We start from the raw sequence: 17,759 nt of genomic DNA on the forward strand, positions 1-17,759 counted from the left end.
TGAGCACAGTCGCCCCGCTCAGGAGCGCGGCGGGGCGATGATGCCGAAGGTCCGACCCATGGCCCGATCCTAGTTGCCGCGGGTGGACGACACGAACCTATTGTCGTGACCGCCGAGCCGAACTCGCGGTTCGCGCGGGCTGCCGCCGGCGCAGCGTGTGCGGGCTCGGCTGGCACAGTGGACCGAGCCGGTGGGTTTGACAGCACATAGACGTACTGTTATTTGTTAATAAGGTTTTCTGATGTCCGTGGCGGTAGCCGGAGGCGGTCCGATGCGCCGGCCACCGACCGGGGACGTTCCCCTGCCCCTCGCAATCCCAGGAGAGCCGATGCTTCCCAAGCGGACAGTCGCCCACCTCTCGGCGGCTCTGCTGATGTCCGCCGCGGCGCTGGGCTACGGGCTGTCGTCCGCCAGCGCCGCGACGGCCGGGCCGATCACCGGCCTGGGCGGGAAGTGCGTCGACGTGGCCGGCGCCGCCCCGGCCAACGGCACGCCGGTCCAGCTCTGGGACTGCAACGGCACGCCGGCCCAGGCCTGGACGGTCGGCAACGCCGACGGCTCCATCCGCGCCCTCGGCAAGTGCCTGGACGTCACGGCCGCGTCGACCGCCGACGGCGCGAGGGTGCAGCTCTACGACTGCAACGGCACCGGCGCGCAGAAGTGGGCCGCCAGCAACGGCGCGCTGGTCAACACCGGCTCCGGCAAGTGCCTCGACGTCACGGGCGGGAGCACCGCCAACGGCACCCGCCTGCAGATCTGGGGCTGCGTCGGCAACGCCAACCAGCGCTGGGTCCTGCCCGGCGGCGGCACCACGCCGAGCCCGTCCGTTCCGGCCGGCGCCTCGCTGGACGACCCGGCGAAGAAGGACGTCGCCATGCAGATCGTCTCGGCGGCGGAGAACTCCTCGCTCGACTGGCGCGCGCAGTTCTCCTACATCGAGGACATCGGCGACGGGCGGGGCTACACCGCCGGCATCATCGGCTTCTGCTCCGGCACCGGCGACATGCTGGAACTGGTGCAGGCCTACACCAGAACCAAGCCGGGCAACGTGCTGGCCGGGTACCTGCCGGCCCTGCGAGCCGTCAACGGCAGTGACTCCCACGCCGGCCTCGACCCGAACTTCCCCCGCGACTGGCGGACCGCCGCCGCCGACCCGGTGTTCCGGGCCGCGCAGGAAGCCGAGCGGGACCGCGTCTACTTCAACCCCTCGGTGCGGGACGGCAAGACCGACGGCGTACGGGCGCTCGGCCAGTTCGCCTACTACGACGCGGCCGTGATGCACGGCTACGAAGGCATGCGGGCGATCCGCAGCCGCGCCCTCACCCGGGCGAAGCCGCCGGCGCAGGGCGGCGACGAGCGGACCTGGCTGCACGCCTTCCTCGACGAGCGCGTCGTCGAGATGAGGAAGGAGGAGGCCCACTCGGACACCTCCCGCGTCGACACCGCCCAGCGGGTCTTCCTCAACAACGGCAACTTCGACCTGAAAACGCCGCTGGCCTTCGCCGTCTACGGCGACCAGTACCGCATCGGCTGAAGCTCCGCCTCCCGATCCGCTGCCATGCGCCGGACAAGCGCGGCAGGCACCGTTGATGCCGAGGTGCGCCCAGGCCGGCGCCGCTCCGACACCAGCCGGGAGCACACCTGCCGTCGTCACTTTCGGCAGGCCATCGGTGTGGTGCCTCCCATCCTCCTCACTCAGCCGGCGGTGGATCGCTCTCCGTCGGGAAGGACGTCGCCAGCGCGCCGAGGGTGAGGGGAGAAGAGACGGGGCGTTCGGCGAAGCCGGAGGTGCCGGAGGGCTCTTGACCGAGGATGCAACTGACGGCGTAGCCGCAGGTGCGTGCCTGGCAGTAACCCATGCCGGCCCGGGTGAGCATCTTCGCCGACCGGCCGTCGTGCCCGACGAGGTCCTGCTGCATGGACCGCAGTGCCCCGAACGGAACCTCCTCGCAGCGGCAGACGGTCGTGTCGTCGGACAACCGGTCCACCCAGCCAGGGGGCACCGGGTGGGACCGGTGCATCGCCTGCGCGAAGCGGCGGAGCGCCGCCCGCGAGCGGCGCAGCCGTGGTGCGACCGACGAGGCGCCCGCCGCGACGGTACCGGCGATCTGGCCTTCCACCGTCGCCAGCGCGGCACCGCCCACGCCGCAGGCTTCGCCGGCGACGAAGACGCCCTCGACCGATGAGCGCTGCTCGTCGTCGACCTCGCACACCAGCGACCCGTCGACATCCACGCGCGTCGCGCAGCCGAGCGCCAGTGGCAGCTCCAGTTGGGGGGTGAAACCCCACCCCACGGCCAGCACGTCGACGGCGACGGTGCGCTCAGTTCCGGGTACCACCCGTCCCTGGTGGTCCAACCGCATGGTGGTGATCCGTTCCACGGCGTCCGTGCCCTGGGCGGAGACCACGACGGACCGGGTGCGGACCGGAATGCGGTGCCGCGCCAGCACCCGGGCGTAGCCGGCGCCCTCACCGAGCTTGCCCACGTTACGGATCACGGCGCCGAGCTCGCGCAGCCACGCCGACGGGGAGGCGGCCTCGTGAACGCCCACGACGCGCGCACCCGACTCGGCCAGGCCGGCCGCGACCGGAAGCAGGAAGGGGCCGGTTCCGGCCACCAGCACCCGCTGTCCGGCAACGACGCCGTGACCCTTGAGCAGAGCCTGCACACCCCCCGCCGTCATCACGCCCGGAAGATCCCAACCGGGGAACGGGATCTGACGGTCGTACGCCCCCGGGGCCAGGATGAGCCGTCGGCTGTGCAGCTCGACGGCCTGTTCGCCGCCACCGGTCCGGTCGATCACGTGCACGACGAAGCCGCGCCGGTCGCGGGTGACGGTCCACACGTGGTGCTGGAAGAACTGGGCAATGGCCGGGAGTCCGGCCACGAGACGGTGGTAGGTCGCCAGGTCGTGATGTAGGTGGGCCACCTCGGCGGCGGGAACCCCGTGCTCGCGGGGTGCCGGGTGGCGCCAGTACTGGCCACCGGGCGCCACACCGGCGTCCACGATGGCCGTGCGCGCCCCGGCGCGGGTGGCGCTGGTCGCGGCGGCCAGCCCGGCCGGCCCGGCGCCGACCACGAGCACGTCGAAGCTCCGCTCAGACTTCGAGGTCACCGTGACCGGTTCCTTCCTGCGTGCTGACCTCCATGCCCGGCTCGGCGAGCCGGAGGCAGGCGCGTTCGTTCGGGCGCCCGTCGACGACGATGAGGCAGTCGAAGCACACGCCGATACCGCAGAACAGCCCCCTGGGCCGGCCGGCGCCTCGGGTGCTGCGCCACGACCGCACCCCGGCCGCGGTCAACGCGGCGCCCACGCTCTGCCCGGGCCGGAAGGGGAGCTGGCTGCCGTCGAAGGAGAAGTGTGGCTGGCTCATCCTGTGGTCACCTGCGCGAACCTTGATGGCGCGAACGCCGAGGGGTCGATGTCCGGCTGACCGTCGGTCAGCATCTGGCTGATCAGCCTGCCGGTCGCCGGGGCGAGACCGATGCCGGCGCCCTCGTGCCCGCAGGCGTGGAACACCCCGCGGACCCGGGGGTCCGCACCGATGACCGGCAGGTGGTCCGGGCAGTACGGGCGGAACCCGTGGTAGGTGCGCATCAGCCTCACGTCGGCGAGGAAGGGGAAGAGGCGTACCGCCAGCGCGGCCAGCCGCCGCAGCGCCTCCACGGACATGGTGTCGTCGAACCCCACCCGCTCCCGGCTCGCGCCGATGAGCACCGTCCCGCCCTGGGTGCCTTCGACGACGGTGGACGTCTCCAGTCCGGCGACGTCGGACGCGACGTTCTCGACGTAGTCGGCGGAGTACACCTTGTGCCGGACCACCCGGGGCAGCGGCTCGGTCACCAGGATGAACCCGCGGCGGGGGAGGATCGGGATCGGCGCGCCGAGCCGCTCGCCGACCTGACCACCCCAGGTTCCGGCGGCGTTGACGACCGCGTCGGTGGGATAGCTGCCGGTGCGCGTCCGGACCGCCGTGACGCGCCCGTCCGGAGCCCGTTCGGCCGCCACGACCTCCTCGCCGCAGGCCACCGTGGCGCCGAGGGACCGGGCCGCCGCGAGGAGTGACACCGCCGCACGTACCGGCTGTACCTGCATGTCCTGGGGGTAGAGGACTCCTGCGGGCAGGTCCGGGGCGAGGTTCGGCTCGTGGTCGTGGAGCTGGTCCGCGCTCACCGCGACCGTCTCCACGCCGGTGGCCCGTTGCCCCTCGGCGAACCGGGTCAGTGCTGCGGCACCCGGATCCGAGGTGGCCACGACCAGGCCACCCTTCTCTTCGAGTTCGAACGGGTCGGGGCCGAACTCGGCGGCCAGTTCCCGCCAGCGCGTACGGGATGCCAGAGCCAGGTTCAGTTCGGGGCCGGGCTCCTTGTCCGAGACGAGGATGTTGCCCTCACCGCGGCTGGTGGTGCCGCCGGCCAGGTTTCCCCGTTCGAGGACGGTCACCGACAGCCCCTCGCGCGCGGCGTAGTAGGCGCAGGCGGCCCCCACGATGCCCGCGCCGACGATGACCACGTCAGGCATGCCGTCTCTCCGTCCAGCGCTGGTAGGCCAGATCGGCCACCACGAGGTCCTGCCAGCCCATGCCGACGCTCTTGAAGACCGACGAACCGGTGGTGGGTGTCAGGTGTACCGCGTCGCGAAGCTCGATGAGGCTGTCCTCGCGGACGACGTCGGCGCGTACGGCCTGGATGATGTCACCAGCTTCGCGCAGGGCGACGCCCTGGGACTCGACCACCACCCGTTCGGCAGAGCTGATCGTCGCGTCGTCGAGTTCACGGGCGTCCGGCTCGTGGGAGCCCACCGCGACCACACACGTCCCCGGGCGCAACCGGCGGCCGTCGAAGAGCGGCTGGCGGGCTGTGGTGGCGCACACCACCACGTCCGCGTCCGCGACGTCGTCGTGGCTGCCCACGCGCGTGTCCAGACCGCTGTCCCGGACCCTGGCCACCAGGGCCGCCGCGCGGTCCGGGTCCCGGCCGACCACGGTGACCCTGTCGAGGGGGCGAATGGCTCGCAGCGCCTCCACATGCCCCCACGCCTGTGGGCCGGAGCCGAACACGACCAGGTGTCGCGCCTCGCGCGCGGCGAGGTGGTCCATCGCGACCGCGGAGACGGCGGGGGTTCGCAACGTTGTCAGGGCGGTGCCGTCCAGCAGCGCCACCGGCGTCAGCGTGACCCGGTCGTAGAGCACGTACAGCGCCTGGACGCGTGGGAGCCCACGGGCAGCGTTGCCCGGAGCCACCGTGCTCAGCTTCACTCCCACGACGGCCGCGGTCTCGGCGGGCATCAGGAGCAGCTGTCCGTGCTCCACGTCGTGGATGGAGCGCTGCAGGGACGCCTGCGGGTCGAGCCCGCCGGACAGGGCCTTCGCCAGTGCGGCGACGGCATCGGCGAACGGCACCAGGCCGAAGATGTCAGCCTCGTCGAGGTACGGCAGTGCCGCGGTCATCGGCTTTCCGCAATCACGCTCGCCGCGAGGGGTGCGGTGTGGGCAAGGACGGCGGCTCGGGTGCCGGTGTGCAGTCGTGCCAGATCGTCGTGGGCGAGCTGCACGACGGGCAGCGTGGTGCCGTAGATCTCGGCGGCGACGAGAGCCCCGATCACCAGGATCGCGTCGCACTCGGCCAGGAGAAGGGCCGCCGGCGCATGCCCCGACCGGATCAGCTCCGCGAGCACGGCCGTCGAGGAACTGGAGCCGCGCCCGGCCCGCATCGCGAGGACCTGCCCGGCGACCGTGGAGCCGCGTTGCGGATGGTGGGCGTCGACGATCACTCCGCGCGGGTCGACCCCGCCCCAGAACGAGAGCGGTTCGTCGAGCGCGAGTACGACGCCGTTCGCCTGTCCCGGGTGGAGGGAGCGGCCGGACAGCGTCACCGCGTCATCCCCACAGCCGCTCATCGCGCACCACCGTCCCGGCTCTCGCCGAGGCGACACACTCGGCCAGGCTTCCCAATACGGTGTCGATTCCGAGGTTCGCCGGCGCGTACCAGGCCCACTTGCCCGAGTTCGTCATCACGGTGCGGATCCCGTCGTTCAGCACAGGCGTGACGTACGTGCACGTGTCGGTGAGAATGCGGCCTCCCGCGTCGCGCACGGTGTCGGCGTACCCGCGTGCCTCCGCCTGGGCCAGCACGGCCCGGCTGGTCGACACGAACACGTCCACCGACGCGCTGAACGACGGGCCGGCCCGCAACTCGCGCGCCAGCGCCGCGAACTCGGACAGCGAGAAGTGCGGGGTGCCGAGGCTGACGGCGTCGAGTGACGTCGTGGCGGCCGTGCTCAGCCGCTCGCGCGCTCGCCTGAGGTCGTCTGCCGTCACCGGCACGGTGGTGGCCCCGGGCCGGAGCACCGCGTCCAGCGTCGGTGCCTCCGGGGTCATTCCCACGACGTGGAACAGCGCGACGCCGCCGGCGGACGCGGCCGTCGCGCCGAGTGCCTTGACCCGGTCCTCGGTGACCCCGCCGTCGTTCAGGTCGCCCGGCAGGCCGGTGAGCGCCGCGACCCGGGTTTCGGCGAGTTCGCCGAGCAGCGCCCCGATCGCGGGCCAGGCGACGTCGTCGTCGAGCAGCGCGGCGGGGACCGCTGAGAAGTCGAGCACCAGCGCGGCGGCGCGGTTTCGCGTCAGGTGCAGGCCGGAGTAGGGGACCCGGCCGGCAACGCCGGCGGCGATGTCGATGAAGTCGCCGTACCGGTCCGTGCGCGCCCCGAGCACCGAGTTGACGAAGGCGATGGCGTTCGACTCCGCCCACGCCACGTGGCTGCCCGCTGTCGGGCGGTGGCCGGACTGGTACGGCGCGCACGACCAGATCGGCTCGCAGCCGAGCGCCACGTGCGCGTCCATGAGGCGCCGGCCGTTCTCGGCCACCTCCGGGTCGGCGCGTACCAGTCCGGGATGCAGCAGGTCGAGCGAGCCGACGTTGAGCGTCGTGCGCACCCGCACCCGGGCGCCGAGGGAGACCAGCCGCTCGGTGAATTCCAGCCCCGCCACGCCGTGGTAGAGGCAGCCATCGGCGTGCGCCGACTCGATCGGCACCAGTCGTTCGGCCCCGTTCGCGCGCGCGACCCCGACGATCAGACGCATGCACATCGCGGTGGCCGGGCCCTGCTCGCCGGCCAGCATCGACTGTTCTTCGGCCGTGAGGACCAGGCCGTCGTCGCCGGGCATCAGGCTCCTTCGCCCGGGGCCAGCGTCACGGTGTGGAGCGAGGTGAAGAAGTCCTGCGCGGCCTTGCCCTGCTCGCGGCCGCCGACACTGGATGCCTTCTCGCCGCCGAAGGGCAGGTAGAAGTCGACCCCGGTGGTCGGTGCGTTGACCTTCACCAGGCCGGCTGCCAACGCGTCCGCCGTCGCGAGCGCGGCGGTGAGGTCGCGCGTGTACACGCCGGCGGCCAGTCCGTGCGGAACGTTGTTGGCCACCGCCACCGCCTCCTGGAGCGTAGGCACCGCGTGCAGCGTGGCGATCGGCCCGAACACCTCGTCGCAGGAAAGCGGGTGGTCGGCGGGGACGTCCTCGAGCAGGGCCGGACGGACGTACCAGCCGGGGTCGTCGGTCGCCACGCCGCCGGTCAGGAGACGGGCCCCGGCCGCGGTCGCGCTGCCGGCGGCGGCCAGCACCCTGTCCCGGGCGGCTTCGTTGATGACCGGCCCCACCGCGGTCGTCGCCTGCGCCGGGTCGCCGAACCCCAGCGCCTCGATCGCCGCGACGAGGGCGTCACGCATCGGCGCGACGTCCCCGACGACGATCACCCGCTTGGTCGCCGTGCACTTCTGGCCCGCGAACCCCATCGCGGCCGCGGCGAGCTGCCTGGCGGTGGACTCCACGTCGGCGTCGGGCAGGACGATCGCCGGGTTCTGGCCGCCCATTTCCGCCTGTACCCGCACCCCGCGGGCCGCAGCCGAGCGCACCACGTCGCCACCGACCGCCGTGGATCCGGTGAACGACACCACGTCGGCCTCGGCCACGATCGCCCGGCCGGTGTCGCCGTCACCGGGAAGGACCGTGAACAGTCCCTCGGGCAGCACCTCGTCGAGCAGGGCGGCCAGCCGCAGCGCTGTCGCCGTGGCGTCCGGCGACGGCTTGAGCGCCACGGCGTTGCCGAACGCCAGTGCCGGTGCGGCCTTCCACAGCGGGATGGCGATGGGGAAGTTCCACGGGGTGACGAGCCCGGCGACGCCGAGCGGTCGGCGCCGGGTGAAGAGCAGGCCGAGGGCCGACGGCTCGTGCATCGCGCCCACCGGGTCGTACACCTGCTGGGCGTAGTAGCGAAGGATGGCCACCGCCCGAGCCACCTCACCGCGCGCTTCGCCGAGGGGCTTGCCGACCTCGCGAACCGCCAGTCGGGTCAGTTCGTCGGATGCTGCCGCCACCGCGTCGGCAGCGTCGGACAGGGCCTGCGCCCGGGCGGCCGCGGGGCCGCGCCCCCACTGGGCCTGGGCCGTGCGAGCGCGGGCGAACGCCTTCGCCACCTCGTCGGCGGTGGTCACGGGCGCCTCGGCAACGAGGTCCTCGGGTGCGTGCGGTGAGTAGCTCTTGATCACGAAGGCTCCCTCAGCGTCGGTACGTGGGCCGGGTGGGACGAGGTCACGTCACAGCAGGAAACCCGCCGGGAAGGGGTCGTCCGGATCGAGGAAGTACTGCGCCGTGCCGGTCAGCCAGGCGCGCCCGGTGATGGTCGGCACGACTGCGGTGGCGCCGCCGGCGAGCCGGGTCTCCTCGACGAGCCGGCCGACGAAGCGCGTCCCGATGAAGGACTCGTTGACGAAGTCGACGTCCAACGCCAGCTCGCCACGCGCGTGCAGCTGCGCCATGCGGGCGCTCGTGCCGGTACCGCACGGGCTCCGGTCGAACCAACCCGGGTGGATGGCCATCGCGTGGCGCGAATGCCGGGCGTCCGAGCCGGGAGCGATGAGCTGTACGTGGTGACATCCGCTGATGTCGGGGTCGTCGACGTGGACCGGGCGGTCCTGTTCGTTGATCGCCTCCATGATCGCCAGCCCGGCGTCCAGCAGTGCCTGCTTGTGTCCCCGGTCGAACGGCAGGCCGAGGTCGTCGAGGTGGACGATGGCGTAGAAGTTGCCGCCGTAGGCGAGGTCGTAGCGGACCGTCCCGAAACCGGGCACCTCGACCGTCGCGTCCAACTGCTGCGAGTAGGACGGCACGTTGCGGATCGTGACCGCCCTGGCCGCGCCGTCGGAGACGGCGACCTCCGCGACCACGAGGCCGGCGGGCGTGTCCAGGCGGATCGTCGTGACCGGCTCGGTCACCTCCACCATGCCGGTCTCCACCAGCACGGTGGCGACCCCGATGGTGCCGTGTCCGCACATCGGCAGGCAGCCGGACACCTCGATGTAGAGCACGCCCCAGTCGGCGTCGGGCCGCGTCGGCGGCTGCAGGATCGCTCCGGACATGGCGGAGTGCCCGCGTGGCTCGTACATGAGCAAGGTGCGCAGGTCGTCGCTGTTGGCGAGGAACCAGCGCCGGCGCTCCATCATGGTGGCGCCGGGCAGCGGTGCCACGCCGCCCGTGATGACCCTGGTCGGCATGCCCTCGGTGTGCGAGTCGACGGCGTGCAGTAGTCGGCGGGCCCGCATGGCTCAGGCCAGTCCGGCTTCGAGGGCTGCCTCGGTCGCGGCGCGGACCGACTGCTCCTGCTCGGCGGTCAGCGGCTGCCGCGGCGGCCGGCAGGCGCCGCCTTGACGGCCGACGATGTCCATGGAGAGCTTGATCGCCTGTACGAACTCGGTCTTCGAGTCCCAGCGCAGCAGGGGGTGCAGCAGCCGGTACAGCGGCAGCGCGGTCTCCAGGTCCCCTGCCACCGAGGCCTCGTACAGCGCCACGGTCGAGCGGGGAAAGGCGTTCGTGTATCCGGCGACCCATCCCTTGGCGCCCGCGATGCCGACCTCGAGCACGACGTCGTCGGTGCCGATCATCAGGTCCAGTCCGGGCGCGAGTTCCGAGATCTCGTAGGCCCGGCGCACGTCCCCGCTGAACTCCTTGACGCCGACGATGAGGCCCTCGTTGTACAGCGTGGCGAGGATCCGAGGCGTCAGGTCGGTCTTGGTGTCGATCGGGTTGTTGTACGCGGTCACCGGCAGGCCGGCCTTGGCGATCTCGCGGTAGTGCTCCAGGACGGCCCGCTCGTCCGTGCGGTACGCGTTCGGGGGGAGCGCCATGACGGCCTGCGCGCCGGCCTCGGCCGCCTGCTCGGCCCAGCGCCGCGACTCCAGCGCGCCGTAGGCGCCCACGCCTGGCATGACGACGAAGCCCTCGGGTGCGGCCTGGACCGCCACCTCGACGACCTTCGCGCGCTCCTCACCGGTCAGCACCTGGTACTCGCCCAGGGACCCGTTCGGGGTCACGCCGTGGGCGCCGTTCTCGGCCAGCCACCGCACGTGGTCGGCGTAGGCGTCGAAGTCCACCGACAGGTCGTCGCGGTAGGGCAGGGCGGTCGCGACGAGCACGCCGCGCCAGGGGCGGGTACGGGCAGCGGGGGAAGCAGTCATCTCGGAAAGCCCCTTTCGTGACGGTCAGTAAAATATTACACAACCGTCCGCCGGGCTCAAGTCACGCGTCGATAACACCCCGACGAGCACCTCTAGAGCAACGATGTGTCCTGTGCCATAGTTCAGTGCTACGTCACACAGCAGTGCTACCAGTGGCTACCTGGGCCGTCCGCATGGCGGCCCTTGAGGGAAGTGGGTTTGGCAATGACGGCATACCTGACCCGCCGGCTGTCGCGAGTCGCCCTCGTGGGCGGCGCGGCGGTCGCGGCCATGATGCTCTCCGCCTGTGGTAACGGGCTCGCCTCGGGAGGGGGCGAGCAGTCGTCGGACAAGGGGCCGATCGTCCTCGGCATGCTGACTCCGCTGTCCGGCAGCAGTTCGGCCATCGGCCCGTACATGAAGAACGGGGCGCAACTCGCCGTCGACGAGATCAACGGCAAGGGCGGCGTCGACGGGCGCAAACTCGAGCTCAAGGTCGAGGACGAGGCCTGCGACGCGAAGAGCGCCACGGCGGGCGCCAACAAGCTGGTCACCGCGGGTGTGAAGATCTCGGTCGGCGGCTACTGCTCGGGTGCGACGCTCCCGACGTTGCCGATCTTCGAGAAGGCCGACGTGCCCATGCTCATCCCGGCCGCCAACTCCAACGAACTGGTCAAGCAGCACAAGAAGAACGTCTTCCTGATCAACGGCACCGGCGCGCAGCAGTCCGATGCGGCGTTCACGTTCATGAAGAAGGTGGGCGCCACCAAGGTCGCCCTCATGGACGACAACACCAGCTACTCCAAGGACATCGCCGACACCACCGCCAAGCTGCTGACCGGCTCGCCGGCGCTCGCCGGACGCGAGTCGGTCACCGCCGGTGAGAGCGACTACAGCGCCAACGTCACCGCCATCCTGAAGGGACAGCCGGACTTCATCTACTGGACCGGCTACTACCAGGAGGGTGGCCTCATCATCCGTCAGCTGCGGCAGGCCGGCTACACCGGCAAGGTGATGGTCGCCGACGGGTCGGTCGACCAGAAGCTGGTGGACATCGCCGGCTCCGAGGCCGCCGAAGGCGTCTTCGCCACCATGACGCAGACCCCGGAGACGATCCAGGGCGCCGACAAGTGGATCGCGGACTACAGGAGCAAGTTCGGCGCCGCCCCCGGTCCGTACTCGACCCAGGCCTACGACGCCGTGCGGGTGGCCGCCGAGGCGGTCAAGCAGGCCGGCTCGACCGACGGCAGCGCCGTCATCAAGGCACTCGAGGGGATCGACGGTTTCCAGCTGTTCTCCGGGCCGCTGAAGTTCACGCCCGACCACACGCTCTCCAGCGGTGGCTTCCAGATCCTCACGGTGGAGAAGGGCAAGATCGTCCTCAAGGACACCCTGCAGTAGACCGCCTGCTCCCGGCGGCGCCCTCCCAGGAGCGCGCCGCCGGGGCGTTCCCCGGAGGGCTCCCATGACCCAACTCCTCTGGAACGGTCTCTTCGTCGGATCGTTCTACGCCCTGGTCGCCCTGGGCTACACCATGGTGTACGGCATCATCAGGCTCCTCAACTTCGCCCACGGCGACCTGTACATGCTCGGTGCGTTCGTCGGTTTCGGCGTCCTGAGCGTCGCCGGCGGGCTGGCGACCGGCCTCGGCTTCGTGGCGCTGCTCATCGTCCTGATCATCGCGATGCTGGTGACCGGAACGGCCGGCCTGCTGCTCGAGCGGATCGCCTACCGTCCCCTGCGCGGCGCGCCCCGGCTCTCCGTACTGATCACCGCGGTCGGCGCCTCGTTCGCGATCGAGTACGGCATGCGCCTGGTGGCCGGGCCCAACCCGGAGGTCTACCCGGTCCGGCTGGCGGGCGACTCGATCAACCTGCTCGGCGCCCGGATCACCATCCAGCAGGCCAGCCTCATCCTGATCGCGGTCCTGCTGATGGCCGGCCTCCAGTGGCTCGTCATGGGGACCGGGACCGGGCGGGCCATGCGCGCCATCTCCCAGGACCCGACGGCAGCGCTGTACATGGGCATCAACGTCGACGCCGTCATCGCGCGCACCTTCTTCATCGGCTCCGCTCTCGCCGGCGCGGCCGGCGTGATGGCCGGCGGTTACTACGGGAAGATCGACTTCCTGATGGGGTTCATCATCGGGCTCAAGGCGTTCACCGCGGCCGTCATCGGCGGCATCGGCAACATCAAGGGCGCGATGCTCGGCGGCCTGGCGCTCGGCCTGCTCGAGTCGATCGGCACCGCCTGGATCGGCGGGCAGTGGCGTGATGTCTTCGCCTTCAGCTTCCTCATCATCTTCCTCACGCTCCGCCCGACCGGCATCCTCGGCGAGCGCGTTACGGAGCGTGTCTGATGACCACCAACTTCGCCACGTCACCCACCCGCGCCAGTGCCCTCTTCGACCGGCTCCAGCAGAACCGCTACCTCGGCCTGATCGGACTGGCCGTCGCGGCCTTGGCGCCGTTCATCACCGCGACCAACTACGCCCTGTCGGTCATGACCTCCGCGCTGCTCTTCGTGATGCTCGCGGTCGGCCTCAACATCGTCGTCGGCTACTGCGGCCTGCTCGACCTCGGGTACGCCGCGTTCTTCGCCATCGGCGCCTACGTCAGCGGAGTCCTCGCCACCCGGTACGGCTGGCCGCTGCTGGCCACGGTGCCCGTCGTCATCGTCGCGGCGGTGGTCGCCGGCATCGTGATCGGTGGGCCCACCCTGCGGCTGCGCAGCGACTACCTGGCGATCGTGACGCTCGGCTTCGGGGAGATCATCCGGATCACAGCGAACAACCTCACCATCACCGGTGGGCCGTCCGGCATCTACGGGATCCCCGGCATCACGCTGCCCGGGATCGACCTGAGCGGACCGGTCGGGCTCTACTACACCTGTGTGGTCGTCGTCGCCCTGGCCGTCCTCGGCGCGGCGCGGCTCGGACGCAGCCGGCTCGGACGCGCCTGGCGGTTCATCCGCGAGGACGAGGACGCCGCCGAGGCGATGGGCATCAACACGTACCGGGTGAAGCTCGCCGCCTACATCGGCGGCGCCATCTGGGGTGGCCTCGCCGGCATCCTCTTCGGCGCCCAGCTGTCCGCCATCTCCCCACCGAGCTTCACCTTCCTGTGGTCGGCCCTCATCCTGATGGCCGTCGTGCTCGGTGGCATGGGCTCGACGCCCGGCGTCGTGCTCGGCGCCATCTTCATCAGCGTGCTGCCCGAGCTTCTCCGGGAGGCCGCGGACTACCGGTACTTCGTATTCGGGATCCTGCTCATCGTAGTGATGATCTTCCGCCGGCAGGGGCTGTGGCCGGCACGCGCCGTGGAACGGCAGTCCCGGCGTGACCTGCGCAAGGCCGAGAAGCATGACGCGGGCAAGGCGAAGGAGGTAGTGCCGTGAGCACGGGAGGAACCGCGCCGCTCCTGCGGGTGCAGGATCTGCACCTGGACTTCGGCGGTGTGAAGGCCGTTGACGGGCTGAGCTTCCAGGTCAACCAAGGCGACCTCCTGTCGCTCGTCGGACCCAACGGTGCCGGCAAGACCAGCGCGTTCAACTGCATCACGGGCTTCTACAAGCCCACCGGCGGCTCGATCACGCTGCACGGCGCGGACATCACCGGCCTGCGACCGTCCGCGATCGCGGCCCGGGGGACGTCGCGCACCTTCCAGAACCTGCGTCTGTTCGGTGAGCTGACGGTGCTCGACAACGTCCGCGCCGGAACGCACCTGCGGCTGCGGCAGAACGCCCTCGACGCGCTCCTGCACACGCCGCGGTTCCGGCGCTCGGAACGGGAGGCGACCGACGAGGCCAACCGTTGGCTCGACTTCGTGGGCCTGCGCGGTGACCGCGGTGGCCTGGCGCGGAACCTTCCGTACGGCGAGCAGCGGCGCGTCGAGATCGCCCGCGCCCTCGCCCGCCGGCCCACGGTGCTCCTGCTGGACGAGCCCGCCGCGGGCCTCAACTACGGCGAGAAGACCGAACTGCTCGATCTGCTGCACCGCATCAGTGGGCTCGGCACCGCCATCGTCCTCATCGAGCACGACATGGATCTCGTCATGCAGGTGTCGCGCCGGATCGTCGTGCTGAACTTCGGGCGGGAGATCGCCGACGGCACTCCCGAGGAGGTACGCCGCAACCCGGACGTGATCGAGGCGTACCTCGGCAAGGACGACGAAGAGGAAGCCACGAACGAGGAGATGATGAGCCGTGAGTGACGCCGCCGGCCGCTGTGCCCTCGACATCGACGCTCTCGACGTCCACTATGGCTGCGTCCACGCCCTCCGGGGCCTGACCCTGACCGTTGGCGAGGGCGAGATCGTCACTCTGCTCGGCAACAACGGCGCGGGCAAGACCAGTACGCTCGCCACGGTTTCCGGCGTGGTGCGATCCACCGGCGGCACCGTGCGCGCGTTCGGCACGGACATCACCACGGCCAAGCCCTGGGAGATCGTCGGCGCCGGAGTGGTGCACGTGCCGGAGGGGCGCCGCATCTTCTCCCGGCTGACCGTTCACGAGAACCTCCAACTCGGCGGCTACCTGGTGAACGACAAGGCCGCGGTCAGCCGCCGGATCGACGAGGTCTACGCCCTGCTGCCCCGGCTCGCCGAGCGGCGCAGCCAGCAGGGCGGGAACCTGTCCGGCGGCGAGCAGCAGATGCTCGCCGTCGGTCGTGCGCTGGTCGCCGGGCCCAGACTGCTGATGCTGGACGAGCCCTCGATGGGGCTCGCACCACTCGTGGTGGCCCAGATCATGGCTCTGATCCGCCGGATCAACGCCGACGGCACCTCGGTGCTGCTCGTCGAGCAGAACGCCCGTGCCGCACTCAAGATTGCTCACCGCGCGTACGTGGTGGAGAACGGCGTGATCACCCTGCAGGGAGCGGCCCGCGAGCTCGCGCGCGACTCCCGCGTGGTCGAGGCGTACCTGGGGGCCTGAGACGATGCAGGACATTCGTGCCACCGACTACCACACGGCGGGAGAGCCGTTCCGCATCGTCACCGAAGGCGTCCCGGAGATTCCCGGCACCACAGTGCTGGAACGGCGCGAACACGCCCAGCGCGATGAACAGGTCGACGCGGTGCGCCGGCTCCTGGTCAACGAACCTCGCGGCCACGCCGACATGTACGGCTGCTTCGTCGTGCCACCTGACGACGACGGCGCACACTTCGGGGTGCTGTTCTGGCACAAGGACGGTTACTCGACGGCGTGCGGACACGGCACCATCGCGCTGGGTGCGTGGGCAGTCCGGAGCAGGCTCGTGGACGCCGCCCCGGACGGGGAGACCGACGTGGTGATCGACGTACCGTCAGGTCGCGTCACGGCCACAGTTTCCTGCGTGGCCGGCGAGGTCCGGGACGTCAGCTTCCGCAACGTGCCCGCGTACGTTCTGGGTCACGGCATCGCCGTGAACACCAGCCGGGGTCCGGTGCAGGTGGACATCAGCTACGGAGGGGCCATTTACGCCTCCGTCGACGCCTCGGTCCTCGGGCTGTCGATCGACCCCGACCATTACGGTGATCTGCTGGCGCTCGGCCGCGAAATCAAATGGAGACTCAACGGAACCGAATGGGCCCGGCATCCGAGCGAACCGCGGCTTGACGGTATCTACGGCACCATTCTGTTCGAGGATCTCGGCCGACGGTCCGACGGCCCACACCAGCGAAACATCACCGTCTTCGCCGACGGTGAGGTCGACCGCTCGCCGTGCGGGTCGGGAACCTCCGCGCGGATCGCGCTGCTAGCATCATCGGGGCAACTCGCCCCTGACCAGGTGCTAACGCACGACTCTGTGGTCGGAACACGGTTCCTGGGCCGCGTCGTGCACGAGTTGGAAGCAGAAGGCCGCCCGGCCTACGTTTCGGAGGTGCGAGGGATGGCCTACCGAACTGGTGAGCATCATTTCGTTCTTGAGGCCAACGATCCCGTCGGCCTGGGATTTGCGCTGCGATGAAGGAGACAAGGGGCGACACCGCGACCGGGCGCCTGGCCCTGGACGCCCTCTCCCTGCCGCAGTTCGGCGGCCGGCCCAACCTTCGGCAGGAGATCGCCCACATCCTGCGGGGCGCGGTCATCACGGGACAGATGCGACCCGGCGTGCTGTACTCCGCGCCGACCCTCGCGGAGCAGTTCGGTGTCTCCGCCACGCCGGTGCGCGAAGCGATGCTCGACCTCGCCAACGAGGAACTGGTCACGATTGTTCGAAACAAGGGCTTCCGGGTCAAGGAGCTCAGTGACCGGGACCTGGACGAGATCACGTCGCTGCGCGCACTGATCGAGGTGCCCACTGTGGCCGAGATCGCCCGGGCCATCAACGAGCCCACCCGGGCGGCGGTCGAGGAACTGCGTCCGCTGGCGAGGGAGGTGGAGCGGCTCGCCGAGACGGGCGACCTCATCGGCTACGTCGAAGTCGACCGGCGTTTCCATCTGTCGTTGCTCGCCCTCGCCGGCAACCGCCATCTCATCGACGTGGTGGGGAACCTACGGGCCCGCAGCCGCCTGTACGGCCTGCAAGGGCTCGCCGAGCGCGGCGAGCTGGGGCGCTCGGCCGCCGAGCACGAGCAGATCGTCGATCTGGTGGTGGCCGGCGACGCGCCGAAGGTGGCGGAGCTGATGCGACGCCACATCGGCCACGTTCGCGGCTCCTGGGCCGGCTACCACGAACCCTGACCGGTACGCGACCAGGTATGCCGTTCGGATCGGCTCGCCCTCGGCGAGCTTCTGACTTGTGCAGTTGCGCAAAGTCGTCCTTGTGCCGGTGGCGACGCCGCGGTGAGGGTGAGCGAATCCCGCGCCGCAAGGAGTCGGCCGGGTGCTGGACACCTTGCAGGAGCAACAGATGCGCAGAGTCAAGGCACCACCAGCCCTCGCCATCCTGGCGACTGCCGCCCTCCTCGGAACCACCGCCCAGGCCGCGAACGCGACGCCGACGGGTACGACGACGGCCGCGGAGGCGTCCGTCCCCGGCCACTGTGGCGCCCGCTACGGACACCCCCCGCGCTCGTGGACGAACTGGCCGACCCGGTCGACGCCACGAACAGCGCCACCGGCGCCACCACCAGCGCGGGGGAGTGCACCACCAGGGAACCCGCCGCCGGGCGGTCTCCCCGCACCGGCAGCAGAGCCGCCGCCCGGTCGAACACCACCAACTTCACCGGAAGCGTTGACGCCAGCCGCAGTTCCCCGCCCTGACCCGTGCCGCGCAGCGCCGTCGTGAGCGATACGGCGTCGGTAAAGCCCTCCGTCTCGTACACCGACCGCATCCGCACCCCGGGCGCCACT

18 protein-coding genes are annotated in these 17,759 nt (G+C 70.9%); 9 read left to right on the forward strand and 9 right to left on the reverse strand.

Annotation, left to right across the window (positions count from 1 at the left end):
• Positions 1-328: 328 nt before the first annotated feature.
• Positions 329-1,534 carry a lectin gene (locus ABZS80_RS16985; protein ID WP_355056764.1) on the forward strand — a complete coding sequence of 402 codons (1,206 nt, stop codon included), beginning with the start codon at positions 329-331 and terminating at the stop codon, positions 1,532-1,534.
• 157 nt (positions 1,535-1,691) lie between these two features.
• Here the strand turns inward: ABZS80_RS16985 and ABZS80_RS16990 are convergent, their stop codons facing one another.
• The 9 genes from ABZS80_RS16990 to ABZS80_RS17030 are packed head-to-tail and all read right to left on the reverse strand — an operon-like array spanning position 1,692 to position 10,505.
• Positions 1,692-3,116, reverse strand: a complete 1,425-nt coding sequence (locus tag ABZS80_RS16990) for an FAD-dependent oxidoreductase (protein WP_355056766.1) — start codon at positions 3,114-3,116, stop codon at positions 1,692-1,694.
• Positions 3,100-3,375: a (2Fe-2S)-binding protein gene (locus ABZS80_RS16995; protein ID WP_355056768.1), complete on the reverse strand. Its 276-nt coding sequence runs from the start codon at positions 3,373-3,375 to the stop codon at positions 3,100-3,102. The genes ABZS80_RS16990 and ABZS80_RS16995 overlap by 17 nt, the downstream gene beginning before the upstream one ends.
• The gene (locus ABZS80_RS17000; protein ID WP_355056769.1) at positions 3,372-4,523 is read right to left on the reverse strand and encodes an FAD-dependent oxidoreductase; all 1,152 of its coding nucleotides are present in this window, start codon (positions 4,521-4,523) and stop codon (positions 3,372-3,374) included. The genes ABZS80_RS16995 and ABZS80_RS17000 overlap by 4 nt, the downstream gene beginning before the upstream one ends.
• The gene (locus ABZS80_RS17005; RefSeq protein ID WP_355056771.1) at positions 4,516-5,451 is read right to left on the reverse strand and encodes an ornithine cyclodeaminase family protein; all 936 of its coding nucleotides are present in this window, start codon (positions 5,449-5,451) and stop codon (positions 4,516-4,518) included. The genes ABZS80_RS17000 and ABZS80_RS17005 overlap by 8 nt, the downstream gene beginning before the upstream one ends.
• Positions 5,448-5,876 carry a DUF126 domain-containing protein gene (locus ABZS80_RS17010; protein WP_355056773.1) on the reverse strand — a complete coding sequence of 143 codons (429 nt, stop codon included), beginning with the start codon at positions 5,874-5,876 and terminating at the stop codon, positions 5,448-5,450. Before ABZS80_RS17010 ends, ABZS80_RS17005 begins: the two co-directional genes overlap by 4 nt.
• 4 nt (positions 5,877-5,880) lie before the next feature.
• Entirely contained in the window at positions 5,881-7,167 is a 1,287-nt protein-coding gene (locus tag ABZS80_RS17015) for an aconitase X catalytic domain-containing protein (protein WP_355056775.1), read from the reverse strand.
• Complete coding sequence (locus ABZS80_RS17020; RefSeq protein WP_355056777.1) at positions 7,167-8,540, reverse strand: aldehyde dehydrogenase family protein; 1,374 nt, start codon at positions 8,538-8,540, stop codon at positions 7,167-7,169. Before ABZS80_RS17020 ends, ABZS80_RS17015 begins: the two co-directional genes overlap by 1 nt.
• Before the next feature lie 48 nt (positions 8,541-8,588).
• On the reverse strand, positions 8,589-9,593 hold the full coding sequence (locus ABZS80_RS17025; RefSeq protein ID WP_355056779.1) for a proline racemase family protein: 1,005 nt from the start codon (positions 9,591-9,593) through the stop codon (positions 8,589-8,591).
• A gap of 3 nt (positions 9,594-9,596) precedes the next feature.
• Positions 9,597-10,505, reverse strand: coding sequence for a dihydrodipicolinate synthase family protein (locus ABZS80_RS17030; RefSeq protein ID WP_355056781.1), 909 nt, complete (start codon positions 10,503-10,505; stop codon positions 9,597-9,599).
• Positions 10,506-10,709: 204 nt separating this feature from the next.
• Between ABZS80_RS17030 and ABZS80_RS17035 the strand changes: the two genes are divergently transcribed.
• The 8 genes from ABZS80_RS17035 to ABZS80_RS17070 all read left to right on the forward strand — a co-directional run bounded on the left by ABZS80_RS17035 (position 10,710) and on the right by ABZS80_RS17070 (position 17,669).
• Positions 10,710-11,885 carry a branched-chain amino acid ABC transporter substrate-binding protein gene (locus ABZS80_RS17035; RefSeq protein WP_355056783.1) on the forward strand — a complete coding sequence of 392 codons (1,176 nt, stop codon included), beginning with the start codon at positions 10,710-10,712 and terminating at the stop codon, positions 11,883-11,885.
• 64 nt (positions 11,886-11,949) lie between these two features.
• A complete protein-coding gene (locus ABZS80_RS17040; RefSeq protein WP_355056785.1) occupies positions 11,950-12,843 on the forward strand; it encodes a branched-chain amino acid ABC transporter permease in 894 nt (297 codons plus the stop codon).
• Complete coding sequence (locus ABZS80_RS17045) at positions 12,843-13,880, forward strand: branched-chain amino acid ABC transporter permease (protein WP_355056787.1); 1,038 nt, start codon at positions 12,843-12,845, stop codon at positions 13,878-13,880. Before ABZS80_RS17040 ends, ABZS80_RS17045 begins: the two co-directional genes overlap by 1 nt.
• Positions 13,877-14,695, forward strand: a complete 819-nt coding sequence (locus ABZS80_RS17050; protein WP_355056789.1) for an ABC transporter ATP-binding protein — start codon at positions 13,877-13,879, stop codon at positions 14,693-14,695. Before ABZS80_RS17045 ends, ABZS80_RS17050 begins: the two co-directional genes overlap by 4 nt.
• On the forward strand, positions 14,688-15,416 hold the full coding sequence (locus tag ABZS80_RS17055; RefSeq protein ID WP_355056791.1) for an ABC transporter ATP-binding protein: 729 nt from the start codon (positions 14,688-14,690) through the stop codon (positions 15,414-15,416). The genes ABZS80_RS17050 and ABZS80_RS17055 overlap by 8 nt, the downstream gene beginning before the upstream one ends.
• 4 nt (positions 15,417-15,420) lie before the next feature.
• Entirely contained in the window at positions 15,421-16,431 is a 1,011-nt protein-coding gene (locus tag ABZS80_RS17060) for a proline racemase family protein (RefSeq protein WP_355056793.1), read from the forward strand.
• Complete coding sequence (locus tag ABZS80_RS17065; RefSeq protein WP_355056795.1) at positions 16,428-17,147, forward strand: GntR family transcriptional regulator; 720 nt, start codon at positions 16,428-16,430, stop codon at positions 17,145-17,147. The genes ABZS80_RS17060 and ABZS80_RS17065 overlap by 4 nt, the downstream gene beginning before the upstream one ends.
• Positions 17,148-17,480: 333 nt before the next feature.
• Positions 17,481-17,669 (forward strand): hypothetical protein, encoded by a 189-nt coding sequence (locus ABZS80_RS17070; protein ID WP_355056797.1) that lies wholly within the window; start codon positions 17,481-17,483, stop codon positions 17,667-17,669.
• Positions 17,670-17,759: the final 90 nt, after the last annotated feature.

The organism is Micromonospora sp. NPDC005305, from assembly GCF_040607315.1.
Lineage (GTDB): Bacteria > Actinomycetota > Actinomycetes > Mycobacteriales > Micromonosporaceae > Micromonospora.

Excerpts from the sequence above, each read along its gene's own strand:
- ABZS80_RS16995 (WP_355056768.1), bottom strand. The coding sequence starts at position 3,375 with ATGAGCCAGCCACACTTCTCCTTCGACGGCAGCCAGCTCCCCTTCCGG.
- ABZS80_RS17060 (WP_355056793.1), top strand. The coding sequence starts at position 15,421 with ATGCAGGACATTCGTGCCACCGACTACCACACGGCGGGAGAGCCGTTC.
- ABZS80_RS17065 (WP_355056795.1), top strand. The coding sequence starts at position 16,428 with ATGAAGGAGACAAGGGGCGACACCGCGACCGGGCGCCTGGCCCTGGAC.
- ABZS80_RS17030 (WP_355056781.1), bottom strand. The coding sequence starts at position 10,505 with ATGACTGCTTCCCCCGCTGCCCGTACCCGCCCCTGGCGCGGCGTGCTC.
- ABZS80_RS17025 (WP_355056779.1), bottom strand. The coding sequence starts at position 9,593 with ATGCGGGCCCGCCGACTACTGCACGCCGTCGACTCGCACACCGAGGGC.
- ABZS80_RS17005 (WP_355056771.1), bottom strand. The coding sequence starts at position 5,451 with ATGACCGCGGCACTGCCGTACCTCGACGAGGCTGACATCTTCGGCCTG.
- ABZS80_RS17045 (WP_355056787.1), top strand. The coding sequence starts at position 12,843 with ATGACCACCAACTTCGCCACGTCACCCACCCGCGCCAGTGCCCTCTTC.
- ABZS80_RS17040 (WP_355056785.1), top strand. The coding sequence starts at position 11,950 with ATGACCCAACTCCTCTGGAACGGTCTCTTCGTCGGATCGTTCTACGCC.
- ABZS80_RS17000 (WP_355056769.1), bottom strand. The coding sequence starts at position 4,523 with ATGCCTGACGTGGTCATCGTCGGCGCGGGCATCGTGGGGGCCGCCTGC.
- ABZS80_RS17035 (WP_355056783.1), top strand. The coding sequence starts at position 10,710 with ATGACGGCATACCTGACCCGCCGGCTGTCGCGAGTCGCCCTCGTGGGC.
- ABZS80_RS16985 (WP_355056764.1), top strand. The coding sequence starts at position 329 with ATGCTTCCCAAGCGGACAGTCGCCCACCTCTCGGCGGCTCTGCTGATG.
- ABZS80_RS17015 (WP_355056775.1), bottom strand. The coding sequence starts at position 7,167 with ATGCCCGGCGACGACGGCCTGGTCCTCACGGCCGAAGAACAGTCGATG.